Raw genomic sequence first — 11,695 nt, forward strand, 5'->3', positions numbered from 1 at the left:
ATGAAGGGCAGGCGGTTCTTTCGGACCATTCAGGTCAAGCTTGTTATTATCTATCTGCTGCTGATTCTGGTGGCGATGCAGCTGATTGGTGTTTATTTTATAAGCACAGTGAAGGCTTCTCTGACCGAGAGCTTCACGAACAATCTCAAGGAGCAGGCGGATATTCTCTCCAAGCTTGCCGCACGCAATCTGGCAATGAAGCCGAATAGCGATAGTGAGACGAATGCTCAGAACACCGAGGATCTGAGCCTTGTTGTGCGCAATCTGTTCAGTATTAGCGGTACGGAAGTGCAGGTGCTGGATGCGAACGGCAAGGTCATGGCGACCTCGCTGCAAGTATCAGAGTCTTATGTAGGCAAGAAGAACACCTCACTTGCGGTTAGCCGGGCTCTGCAGGGCATAACGGATAATGAAGAAGAGATTATTGACGAGAATGGCGTCCGCAAGAAGATTATTGCGCTTCCTGTCACCTATAACGAGAATGATCGGGTTGTCGGAGCTGTCTATATGGTCGCTTCCATGGACAGCCTGTATGATACGGCGAACCGCGTGAATCAGATTTTTTTCTCGGGGACGTTAATTGCGATAGGTCTGACAGGGGTGCTTGGTATTCTGCTGGCACATACGATTACTAGCCCGATTAAGGGACTGACGCGTCAAGCGGCCGCAGTGGCGGATGGAAATTTCGACTTCCAGGTGCCGGTGCTTGGAGATGATGAGATCGGCAGGCTCAGCCTGGCCTTCAATGATATGACCATTCGGCTTAAGGAAGCACTCTCGGTGAATGAGGAGGAGAATGAGAAGCTGGGCTCGATTCTCTCCAACATGAGTGATGGAGTCATTGCGGCAGATGAGAATGGCAGAGTCATCGTCTGGAATCGGCGCTCACTAGAGATGCTCGATGTCACAACCTGCGAAGGCTGCAGCTTGTCTGAGCTTCTCGGCATGCCGGAGCAGAAGCTGGAGGAGCTTCTGCAGGGACGTGAGCAGACGGTCATCTTATCGCGCGAGATGGATGACGAGGAAGCGGATGATGCTGAAGGCATTCTGCGAGTGACGTTCACCTCCATTCATCGTCGTGACAAAGGCATTACCGGAACGATTGCTGTACTGCAGGATGTAACGGAGCAGGAGAAGCTGGAGCAGTCACGCCGGCAATTCGTTGCGAACGTATCCCATGAGCTGCGCACGCCTCTGACGACGATCAAGAGCTACGCCGAAGCGCTTAATGATGGTGCGCTCGATGAGCGGGAGCTGTCGGAGAGGTTCGTTGGGGTTATCCGCAATGAGACAGAACGGATGATTAGGCTCGTTACTGATCTATTGCATCTGTCTAGGCTTGATTCGAATCAAGCCCCGCTGCGCCGGAGACAGACGAATATTCATGATATGCTGGATGAAGTGGCCGACCGGTTCTCCTTCCAGCTGCGCCAGAAATCGATCAGGGCTTCCATACGCGTAGAGGAATTGGACACAGCGTGGCTTGATCGCGATCAGATTGATCAGGTGCTGGATAATTTAACGTCGAACGCCATCAAGTATACGCTGGATGGCGGGAAGATAGAGCTTAGTGCTCGGAAGCAGGATGCAGCAACCATTGCAATTAGCGTGAAGGACACCGGAATCGGCATTCCGAAGAAGGATCTTATGCGTATATTCGATCGGTTCTATCGGGTAGACAAGGCTCGTTCCCGCAATATGGGAGGCACGGGTCTAGGCTTGTCCATTGCCCGGGAAATTGTAAAGGCTCATGGAGGCACGATATCATTGCAATCGGAGTTAAACGAAGGCACGACAGTCACCTTCACGCTGCCGGCGCTGCAAGAGGAAGGTGAACCGGCGTGATCGACAAGGCGAAGACGACAGTGCTGGTTCTATTAGTAGCACTCAGCCTAGTTCAGACCTATTTCCTGGTCTACAACATGCCGGGAATTGGGGCTACGGTCAAGACCGAGCAGGACTATATTAATGCAGAGCCTCTAGGTAAAGAGTCGGATGTGGAGAGCGTCGTGTTTCCCGAGGAGATAGTCATTCACTTCGGCAGCAATAAGCATACCGTTCTGTATCCAGGTACGACGTTCTATGACATGATTCTGAAGGATCGCATTCAGGGCAGGGAGTTCAAGGGCTTCCAGCGGAATCCCTCGAATGTGCTCAATTGGGATGATGTGCGGAAGAACGATATTGGCGTCGAACTGCGCTTCCACAATGGGATACCTATCGAACTGCTCAAAAAGCTGCTGAAGGTGCAGGGGGACTTCCAGTTCCAGAGTGAAACGATTGACCGGATATGGATATTCAAAACCTCAGGCACAGAGGATGTACGGACGTTCTTCTTCAGTGCGGACGGACAGGTCGTATACGAATCGACGCAGGCTGACCTTACGGTTCGGGATGTTCAGGATTATGTCGGCTTCGGCGAGTTCCAGACCCAATATCAAGTGACCTCGGATGGCTTATATATTCCAACCAAGCCCATTCAATCGGTAGAGATGATCTATCCCTATGAGACTTACTCGCCTGATCTGATGCAGCGGAACTTGTTCTTCGATCCTGGCACAACGAAAGCGTTGAAGGACCGTAACGGCTCCCAGATCTATACGGATGGCAAGCGGGGCTTGCAGGTCGAGGAGAATGGCAAGTGGATTATCTATACCGATCCGGCCGCATCGCAAGGTGAGGAGAGCTTGCTAAGCGAGAATGTATATGCCGCGGTAGAGTTCATTAATCAGCATGGCGGCTGGGATGGCGTACATCAATTCATTAATCCGGGCTTGGATAAAGACGGCAAGGCGGACAAAGTAGTGATGTTCCAGCAGTATGTCGATCATTATCCGATCATCGAGACATCGGGCTTTCAATATGGGAGCATGAAGCTTACGCTCCAGCAAGGCTTCGTCACGGAGTACAGCCGCTCGCTTATTACACTGGCGGAGAAGGCTAAGTCACGTCAGGCGAGATGGCTGCCAGGCAAGGATGAAGTGCAGTTCGCGTTGGAGCAATATGATGAGCGCTCTGAGATTGTCAGTTTGTTCCCAGCCATGCAAGTTCAGCCGCTGGAGGATATGGAGTTGAAGTTCGTTCCCGTATGGGCTGTACTACTCGAGGATGGAACACAGGATGTACTGCTTCAGTCCTATCCGGTTGGTTATGCGCCTGCGGAGACGCAGCTAGATGATGATAATTCGCAGGAAGCGGCTGGTGGTCAGGGAGATGAACAGGAAACGGCTGATGGAGCTGTGAATGATAAGCTGGCAGCAGCGGGAGCTGATTCGGCTGCAAGGACGATTGCCGGTACAGGTACAGCTCTCGATGCGCTTGATGCACTGGTTATGCCGAATATCGGACGCTCTAGCCAATAAGCTGGAGAGTTAGGATGCTGGCGGTTCTGTTAACAGAGTTAGCAGGAGAACAGGTGCCAGAGCGGGCTTGAACGAATGGGATTGGAATGAAGCATGGCGAGGCTGTATAGGAGTGGAGGTGAAGTCCGGTGGATTGGGGTAGGGCGAAGAGTGTGCTTATTATTGCGTTCCTGCTGCTTAATATATTGCTTGGCTATCAATTATGGTCGGATATTCAGGAGCAGCTGGACGTCAATGAGAATTCGGCAGAGCTTCCGGCCGAGACGGTCGCCGTTATGAAGCAGAAACGAATCGTACTGAACGCTAATCTGCCGGTCGATACGCCGAAGCTGCGAGATCTGACTTACCTGATTAAGAATAGCAGTCTGGATCAACAGGACGTCGTAGAGCTGGAGAAGCCTGTCGACAGTAAAATCATTTATTTTCAGACGGATCTCGTGCGGGCGCTCGGTAGTCAAATACCGGACATTGAACAATATTCGTATGATCTGGCGACCAGCCGTGACGGCGTATTCGTGCTCTATCGGATGGCGGATAACCGGCCTATGTTCGAGGTGAAGCTGGAGCTGTACTACAGCAACCAGAAGATTACAGGCTTCAAGCAGGTGCGAATCGACGTGCTCGGGCCAAGTGAGGTCAAGGAACAGACCGTGCTGCCGGCATCCAAAGCGGTTGCGCCCTTCATTGAGAGGAATCTGCCGGATGGCTCGGTTATTACCGATATTCAGCTCGGCTATCATGGTCAGATGTTCGATACGGAGACGCAGGTGTCCGCACCTTATTGGCGGGTTCTGCTGGAGGATGGCAAGGAAGGCAATGTGTATTACATTCATGCGATCAGCGGAGAAGTTGCGCAGGAGAAGGAAGAACAGCCTAGTGAATCATAATGGGCTGAAGCGACAACGGCATTAGTCGGTAAGTTGCAAAGAGAATAATGGACATAGATAAAAGGCGCTTCCCTACCTCAGGTGGGGTATATCGCTGTGTGGTGTATGCGGATGAAACTATGAAAAGAAGATAAGATAGAGTTCTCTCGGAAAGCTGTTCATAGATGGGACAGGGTGCTAAGGGAGCGGGAGAGAGGATAGGACGAGGCAGAGATGGGAATTCGATTTACGGTGCTGGCAAGCGGCTCTACAGGGAATGCGACAATAGTGAACAATGGGGACAAAACGGTGCTCGTGGATGCCGGACTTAGCGCGAAAAAAATGGACGAGCTCATGCGCGAACGGGGAGTGGCTGGTCATCAGCTGGATGCTCTGTTCGTCACGCATGAGCATTCGGATCACATTAAGGGACTTGGTGCCTTCGCTAGGAAGTATGAGCTTCCGATCTATGCGAATGAAGCGACTTGGGGTGCCATGGAGAGGCATGTTGGCACGATTGCTCCGGAGAAGCGCATCATTATGGAGACCGGCGATAGCGCGACCTTCGGTACGCTGAAGGTACAGTCCTATCCTATCTCGCATGATGCAGCCGAGCCTGTCGGCTACACCTTCGAGGACAACGGACAGAAGCTGAGTCTGGCAACGGATCTCGGTTATATGAGCGATAAGGTCAAGCGGCAGATTATTGATTCGGATGTACTTGTATTGGAATCGAACCATGATACGGAGATGCTGCGCATGGGTCGATACCCATGGAATATCAAGCGGCGAATCTTGAGCGACATCGGACATTTATCGAATGTGGCGGCCGGCGAAGCGCTCTGCGAGCTCATTACAGACCGCACCAAAAGGGTATATTTGGCTCATTTGAGTCTTGATCATAATTTAATGGACTTAGCGATGCTTACGGTTAATAATATATTAGAAGACCACGGAATGTTTTATAAAAAAGAGGAATTCCCACTACGGGAAACTTATCATAATAAGCCTACAGAATGGGATGAGCTGAAGCGGAAATAAGCGATTCAATCTGGGCATCAAGCTGATCGGCTTTGGTCTTAAGCTCTTCTCTGGTGAGGAGTCCTTTATCAACAAGAATCTCAAGCATGGCACTTAGTGTAAGGACGGTACGGTAGTGCTCGTCTTTCAGATCGGCGAGCTTCGCAACAAGCTGAACTTGCTCCCATGCGGACGATGGTTTGGTTTTCATAGACAGGTATCTCTCCCTTTGGTTATGGTATGTTTCATTAGCTGATCTAACGGTGAAAAATTAGTTATAGCATCGTAGTCGAATCTATTATTATTTTAGTCAAATCTTCCGAAAACATTCCTAGAAACAAAAATAGTCTTGATGTCCGGGGCGGACATCGAGAGGAGAGATATAGATGGGCTTATTCGATGACGATTTCTATTCCACGAAAGTATCAAGGCGGGCTCGGTTTCCAAAAGAGGATCGTGCGGCCTTTTCTAATAGACGCAGCAGCAGACGAAATTGGTCGAATGTGCGTATCGCATTCGTCTCATCCTTCACAAGCGCGATTGCAGCGATGCTGCTATTCGCCGCCTTCTTCGGGAGTGGCGGTGGTAATGGCGGGCAGGCGGGCGCAGCAGTAACGGCTTCGGCCGCATCCAGCGATTCGCTGGAGCAGCGGACGATTCAAGCCTCGGCTATGGTAAGGCCGGCAGTGGTGAGCATTATTAATGAGCAGACTATGCCTTTCGGCTTCGGCGAATCGGCCTCGGGAGAAGAAGAGGAGGATTCTGCGCTCGATGGAACAGGCACGCTGCAGGAGGCGGGAGTCGGCTCTGGTGTTATTTTCAAAAAGCAAGGCGACAAGGTGTATATCATTACGAATTATCATGTGATAACTAACGCTGATGCGGTGAAGGCCGTGCTTGTCAGCGGTGAGAAGCGTGAAGCGAAGATTGTCGGCAAGGATCAGATTACAGATCTTGCGGTTCTAGAGATGGACGGTACAGGGATCGACACGATTGCAGAAATGGGCGACTCCTCTGCGCTCCGTCCGGCGGAATTCGTAATCGCAATTGGGAACCCACTTGGTTTGGGTGATTCCTTGTCGATTGGGATCGTCAGTAAGACGCGTCAGATCGTTCCGGTATCTCTGAATCAGGATGGCGTGTATGACTGGGAGCAGGAAGTGATTCAAGTGGATGCTTCCATTAACCAAGGCAACAGCGGCGGTCCGCTGATTGATCTGAATGGCCATGTCGTAGGCATTAACAGTATGAAGATTGCCGATATCGGCGTTGAAGGGCTGGGCTTCGCGATTCCGATTAACAACGCGATGCCGATTGTAGAGAGCCTGCTTGAGAAGGGCTATGTGTCACGTCCGTACCTCGGCGTGTATACGATGGACTTGGAGCAGTATTTTGCCCAGGTGGGAATGGACGATGATCAGCCAGCAGAGGAGGAGGAAGAAGCTCCTGCTGATGGCGATGAGATCAATGAAGCTCCAGCGCTTACGCTGCCCGATGAAGTATTCGATGGTGTCATCGTGCTTGAGGCCGTTGGCCCAGCGAAGGATGCAGGTCTCGTATTCAATGATGTTATCGTGATGCTCGACAAGCAGCTGATCGGCAGCACGATGGAGCTGCGCAAGTATCTGTACAGCAAGAAGGAGATCGGCGACGAGATTGAAGTGACGTTCTACCGTGACGGCAAGCTCAAGACGACCAGCTTCAAGCTGGCGGAGAAGACGGAAGAGGAAGAATAACGGTTTGGAAGAGAGCGGCAAAGTTAACGGGGATTCCGTTGCTTTGCTGCTTTTTTTTGTTCGTGAGGGGAAGGGTGTGCTGGCGATAGCAATGTGGGGGCGGGGCGATAAAGGACTCGGAGGGCGTTAAGTGATGGGAGGAGTAAAGAATGAGGGGGGATAGAGGACTGAGAGGGTGTTAAGTAGCATGGAAGTTGAGGGAATGTGTGGATTTCGAGGGAAAGTGGAGAGGATAGCGGACTCGGAGTTCGTTAAGTGTTGGGATGAGCGGTGAATGAGGGGAGATAAGGTACTGGGAGGGCGTTAAGTAGCTTGGAAGTTGAAGAAATGTGCGGATATAGAGGGAAAGTGAATGGGATAGAGGACTCAGAGGGCGTTAAGTGTTGGGAGGAGCGATGAATGAGGGGAGATAAGGGACTGGGAGGGCGTTAAGTAGTATGGAAGTTGAGGGAATGTGTGGATTTCGAGGGGAAGTGGAGAGGATAGTGGAATCAGAGGGCGTTAAGTAGCGTGGTGATAGGAATAATGATTGGTGGGAAATGAATGGTTGGCGATAGCAAAAGCTTCACATTGGCAGGCTGGTTTGCTATGCTTACAGTAGACGTTACAACGGATAATAAATACAACATAGAATAGGAAGCGAATAAAATATGTATTGTGTATGCAAAGAGCATGTAGAGCTTGCGATTGATAAATTTGTGGACGAGTATGAGGATGCACCAGATGTGGTGGATCTGAAGGAAACGCAATTCGCGGATTGGGATCCACCGCGCAAGTGCGATATGTGTGAGCAGGGCGCTATCGTCCTGGTGGTATAGCAATGCATATTCAGATTGCCGCTGTCGGGAAGCTGAAGGAGAAGTACCTTGTGCTTGGCATAGCGGAATATGCCAAGCGTCTCGGGCCTTACGTGAAGCTTACGCTCACGGAAGTGCCCGATGAGAAAGCGCCGGAGACGATGAGTCCGGCGGAAGAGACGCAGGTGCGCGAGCGAGAGGGCGAACGGCTTCTAGCGCAGCTGAAGCCGGATGCGCACGTAGTCGCGCTTGCGCTTGAAGGCGAGCTCTGGTCCAGCGAGGATCTCGCGGGCCAGCTCGATAAGTTAGCCACGTATGGGCGCAGCCACGTGGCTTTTGTTATTGGCGGGAGCACGGGCCTCGCTCCCGCTGTGCTGAGGCGCGCCCAGCAGAAGCTCAGCTTCGGGCGCATGACTTTGCCGCATCAGCTGATGCGGCTGGTGCTGCTGGAGCAGGTGTACCGTGCGGTAAAGATTAATCGGGGTGAACCGTATCATAAATAGGGCGAAACATAAAAATCTTTATTTTAGGCAGTATAGTTGGATCTCTTTTCTATAAATAGAAAGGGATCTTTTTTGTTTTCAAAAATTCATAATATAGGGAAATAACTATAACAAAAGCAGTAGTTATGGATAAATACATATTAAATGACTTTGATGCGCTTGATGCGTTACAACAAAATAATATAGAGTAAGGAACAAATTATCATCGTCAACCTGTCCGGTCGTGGAGACAAGGATGTCGAGCAAGTGTTCCATATGCTAAAGAGATAATGAACAAAGATACAACTAACCCTCGATTGAAAGCGGAAGTCATTAAGATACTCCATGAAGCACGGGAGTCTAAGTGGCGGAGTTAGCCATTTTACGTGATATTGTAAGACATTTGTCTCATATAAACGACGAGCCCCCCTTTGCAATGGTAATTTAGATATATTGCCGACTTTCAAAGTCGCCTATTATGCAGTCATATTTTCAAGTCAACGGACGGAGGGGCACCATTTAGGTACCCCCTGATTTTGTTTATATATTATGTGTTAAACTATCACTGCCAGTTTGTGTGAAAGAATCCTGTTAAATCAGTTCGTTCATAAGTATGGGCACCAAAATAATCCCGTTGTGCTTGCAAAAGGTTAGCATTTGACATGCCTGTCCGATAAGAATCGTAATAAGTGAGGGAAGAACTTAAACATGGGAACGCGATGCCAGTGTTGATGCCGTCACAGACAACTTTTCGCAATCCGATTTGATATTCTTTAACCTTTTCAGCAAAGTATGGGTCGATTAATAGATTAGTGAGATTCGGCTGTGCTTGATAGGTATCGCTTATTACGTTTAAGAATTCTGCACGTATGATGCATCCACCACGGAAAATAAGTGCAATATCCTTTAAAGGTAGATCCCATTCGTAAAGTTCAGAACTTACTTTATATTGTGTAAATCCCTGAGTGTAGGCACAAATTTTGCCCATGTATAATGCTTGTCTAATGTACTCTATCCACAAATCTTTATCTAAACTGGACTGTTCCATCTCTGGGAAGGATAGAATAGTTTCTGCAACAAGCCGTTCTTCTTTTAAAGAGGAGATATAACGGGCAAACAAAGACTCGGTAATAATAGATGATGGAATGCCATTATCTATTGCTTGCATGCTCGTCCATTTACCTGTGCCTTTTTGCCCTGTTTTATCAAGAATCACATCTATCAGCGGTAGGTCTGTAATTTCATCCTTTTTTCGTAAAATCTCTGCTGTGATTTGGATTAAATAACTTTTTAGCTCACCTTGATTCCATGTTTCAAATATATCGGCAATTTCATTAACAGGCATGCCCAACCTTTTTCTCAAAAAAGTATAGGCTTCTGCGATTAATTGCATATCTGCATACTCGATTCCATTATGGACCATCTTTACAAAGTGACCTGAACCTTTTGGACCAAGATAAGCACAGCAAGGTTCTCTGTCCACTTGGGCTGCAATCTTTGTTAGAATAGGAGCTACTTTTTCGTAAACGTCTTTATCTCCACCAGGCATAATCGAAGGTCCTTCTAAAGCGCCAACTTCGCCTCCGGAAATACCAATTCCTAAATAACCGATTCCTTGTGATTTCAATTCATCATATCTACGTTCAGTATCTTCGTAATGGGAGTTTCCACCGTCCATAATTACATCACCAGCTTCAAGAAAAGGCACTAATGCACTTATCACCGAATCTATCGGCTTGCCTGCTGTGACCATAAGAAAAATTTTTCTTGGTGTTTCTAAGGACTGAACAAATTGTTGAATTTCGTAATAGGGATGGATGGGTTGACCTTCAATTTTCTCAACAAGTTTATCTGTTAAATCCCTTGTATAATTATATACAGCCACTTGCTCACCTTTATTAGCCATGTTTAAAGCGATATTACTGCCCATTACCCCGAGTCCAATGACACCAATCGTGTTGAACATTTCTTCCTGCTCCTCTTTATAAGATTAATAGACAGTAAACCCTCACTTATAGACCTAGAAGATACTAAGTCTATAAGTAGGGCCACTGTCTTGAAATGATGGTTTATACGACTAAACTTAGTAATAGAACAAATACTAATCCAGATACAGAAACGATTGTTTCAAGCAATGTCCATGTTGCAAATGTTTCTTTCATGCTTAGGCCAAAATACTCTTTGAACATCCAGAAACCAGCATCGTTAACATGGGAAGCTATTAAGCTACCCGCTCCCGTTGCAAGCACGACCAAAGCGAGATTAACGTCAGATTGTCCTAACAGCGGAATAACTAAACCAGCAGTCGTTAAAGCTGCAACAGTAGCAGAACCTAAGGAAATACGTAAGATTGCAGCGATGATCCAAGCAAGCAAAATTGGTGATAATGAAGTTCCATTAAATAATTCGGCTACATAGTCACCTACGCCGCCATTAATCAATACTTGTTTGAAGGCTCCGCCGCCCCCAATTATTAAGAGCATCATCCCAATATGAGTAATAGCAGTTGTACAAGATTCCATTATCGTTTTAATTGGAATTTTTCTTGCTAATCCCATGGTGTAGATAGCAACTAGTAAGGAGATCAACATGGAAGTTGATGCATCACCGATAAAACGGGTAGCTGCAAGGAAACCATTATCTTCAAATCCCAATGTTTTTTGAAGCAAAGTAATAATTGTAGCAATGGACATTAGAATAACAGGAAGCATTGCAGTAAATACACTGATACCAAACCCAGGTGTTTCTTCTAATTTAAACTCTTTTTGTTCACCTAAAGATGCAATGTTGCCCGTTTTTGTAAATGATGCAGGCACGAGTTTTTTGGCAAGCTTAGTAAATAGAGGTCCAGCTAAAAGGACTGTTGGGATCGAAATAATGAATCCGTAAAGTAAAACCTCTCCAATGTCAGCACCATATTCACCTGAAATAACTGTAGGACCTGGATGTGGAGGTAAGAAGCCGTGTGTTACAGATAAAGCTGCAGCCATCGGAATACCGAGATATAAGATAGATACCTTTAGTTCTCTTGAAATAGCGAATACAATTGGAATCAATAATACTAAGCCTACTTCGAAAAATAACGCCACACCGATTATGAATGAAGCAGCTACGACCGCCCATTGAATATTTTTTTCACCAAATTTATGAACGAGGGTCATTGCAATTCTTTGCGCGCCGCCGGAGTCAGCGATCAACTTACCTAACATTGCTCCAAGACCAAAGATTAACGCTAAGTGACCCAGTGTTCCGCCGAGTCCAGCTTCAATCGTTTTGACAATGTCCTCGAGTGGCATTCCAAGTGCTAAAGCGACACCGAACGATACAATGATTAATGAGATAAAGGTATTTAGCTTAAAGCCCATTATTAAAACTAATAAGGCTAAAATCCCAATTGCTACAATTACTAACGGCATTGTCATTTCCCCCTGA

At 47.8% G+C, this 11,695-nt stretch carries 11 protein-coding genes; 8 read left to right on the forward strand and 3 right to left on the reverse strand.

What is annotated here, in order from left to right; translation table 11 throughout:
* The 4 genes from walK (at position 1) to AC6ESP_RS17650 (ending at position 5,269) form a co-directional block, all read left to right on the forward strand.
* A complete protein-coding gene (gene walK / locus AC6ESP_RS17635) occupies positions 1 to 1,845 on the forward strand; it encodes a cell wall metabolism sensor histidine kinase WalK (protein WP_497098044.1) in 1,845 nt (614 codons plus the stop codon).
* On the forward strand, positions 1,842 to 3,362 hold the full coding sequence (locus AC6ESP_RS17640; RefSeq protein WP_497098045.1) for a YycH family regulatory protein: 1,521 nt from the start codon (positions 1,842 to 1,844) through the stop codon (positions 3,360 to 3,362). The genes walK and AC6ESP_RS17640 overlap by 4 nt, the downstream gene beginning before the upstream one ends.
* Before the next feature lie 128 nt (positions 3,363 to 3,490).
* Positions 3,491 to 4,249: a two-component system regulatory protein YycI gene (gene yycI, locus AC6ESP_RS17645; RefSeq protein ID WP_497098046.1), complete on the forward strand. Its 759-nt coding sequence runs from the start codon at positions 3,491 to 3,493 to the stop codon at positions 4,247 to 4,249.
* 213 nt (positions 4,250 to 4,462) lie between these two features.
* A complete protein-coding gene (locus AC6ESP_RS17650; RefSeq protein WP_497098047.1) occupies positions 4,463 to 5,269 on the forward strand; it encodes an MBL fold metallo-hydrolase in 807 nt (268 codons plus the stop codon).
* Here AC6ESP_RS17650 and AC6ESP_RS17655 read toward each other — a convergent pair.
* On the reverse strand, positions 5,238 to 5,459 hold the full coding sequence (locus AC6ESP_RS17655) for a hypothetical protein (protein WP_497098048.1): 222 nt from the start codon (positions 5,457 to 5,459) through the stop codon (positions 5,238 to 5,240). The two genes, AC6ESP_RS17650 and AC6ESP_RS17655, sit on opposite strands and share 32 nt — an antisense overlap.
* A 175-nt stretch (positions 5,460 to 5,634) precedes the next feature.
* Here AC6ESP_RS17655 and AC6ESP_RS17660 point away from each other — a divergent pair, with 175 nt between their 5' ends.
* The 4 genes from AC6ESP_RS17660 (at position 5,635) to rlmH (ending at position 8,284) form a co-directional block, all read left to right on the forward strand.
* The gene (locus AC6ESP_RS17660; RefSeq protein ID WP_497098049.1) at positions 5,635 to 6,984 is read left to right on the forward strand and encodes a S1C family serine protease; all 1,350 of its coding nucleotides are present in this window, start codon (positions 5,635 to 5,637) and stop codon (positions 6,982 to 6,984) included.
* Between the two features lie 4 nt (positions 6,985 to 6,988).
* Complete coding sequence (locus tag AC6ESP_RS17665) at positions 6,989 to 7,114, forward strand: hypothetical protein (RefSeq protein ID WP_497098050.1); 126 nt, start codon at positions 6,989 to 6,991, stop codon at positions 7,112 to 7,114.
* A gap of 520 nt (positions 7,115 to 7,634) precedes the next feature.
* A complete protein-coding gene (locus AC6ESP_RS17670; protein WP_497098051.1) occupies positions 7,635 to 7,802 on the forward strand; it encodes a CxxH/CxxC protein in 168 nt (55 codons plus the stop codon).
* Positions 7,803 to 7,804: 2 nt separating this feature from the next.
* Positions 7,805 to 8,284 carry a 23S rRNA (pseudouridine(1915)-N(3))-methyltransferase RlmH gene (rlmH, locus tag AC6ESP_RS17675; RefSeq protein ID WP_497098052.1) on the forward strand — a complete coding sequence of 160 codons (480 nt, stop codon included), beginning with the start codon at positions 7,805 to 7,807 and terminating at the stop codon, positions 8,282 to 8,284.
* A 541-nt stretch (positions 8,285 to 8,825) separates the two neighbouring features.
* Here the strand turns inward: rlmH and gnd are convergent.
* Together gnd and AC6ESP_RS17685 are read right to left on the reverse strand one after the other, a co-directional pair.
* Positions 8,826 to 10,229: a decarboxylating NADP(+)-dependent phosphogluconate dehydrogenase gene (gnd, locus tag AC6ESP_RS17680; RefSeq protein ID WP_497098053.1), complete on the reverse strand. Its 1,404-nt coding sequence runs from the start codon at positions 10,227 to 10,229 to the stop codon at positions 8,826 to 8,828.
* A 103-nt stretch (positions 10,230 to 10,332) separates the two neighbouring features.
* Positions 10,333 to 11,679 carry a GntP family permease gene (locus AC6ESP_RS17685; protein ID WP_497098054.1) on the reverse strand — a complete coding sequence of 449 codons (1,347 nt, stop codon included), beginning with the start codon at positions 11,677 to 11,679 and terminating at the stop codon, positions 10,333 to 10,335.
* Positions 11,680 to 11,695 lie beyond the last annotated feature (16 nt).

This window comes from Paenibacillus xinjiangensis, from assembly GCF_059686975.1.

Coding starts and splice junctions, on each gene's coding strand:
- walK (WP_497098044.1), top strand. CDS start 1: ATGAAGGGCAGGCGGTTCTTTCGGACCATTCAGGTCAAGCTTGTTATT.
- AC6ESP_RS17650 (WP_497098047.1), top strand. CDS start 4,463: ATGGGAATTCGATTTACGGTGCTGGCAAGCGGCTCTACAGGGAATGCG.
- AC6ESP_RS17655 (WP_497098048.1), bottom strand. CDS start 5,459: ATGAAAACCAAACCATCGTCCGCATGGGAGCAAGTTCAGCTTGTTGCG.
- AC6ESP_RS17660 (WP_497098049.1), top strand. CDS start 5,635: ATGGGCTTATTCGATGACGATTTCTATTCCACGAAAGTATCAAGGCGG.
- AC6ESP_RS17670 (WP_497098051.1), top strand. CDS start 7,635: ATGTATTGTGTATGCAAAGAGCATGTAGAGCTTGCGATTGATAAATTT.
- rlmH (WP_497098052.1), top strand. CDS start 7,805: ATGCATATTCAGATTGCCGCTGTCGGGAAGCTGAAGGAGAAGTACCTT.
- gnd (WP_497098053.1), bottom strand. CDS start 10,229: ATGTTCAACACGATTGGTGTCATTGGACTCGGGGTAATGGGCAGTAAT.
- AC6ESP_RS17685 (WP_497098054.1), bottom strand. CDS start 11,679: ATGCCGTTAGTAATTGTAGCAATTGGGATTTTAGCCTTATTAGTTTTA.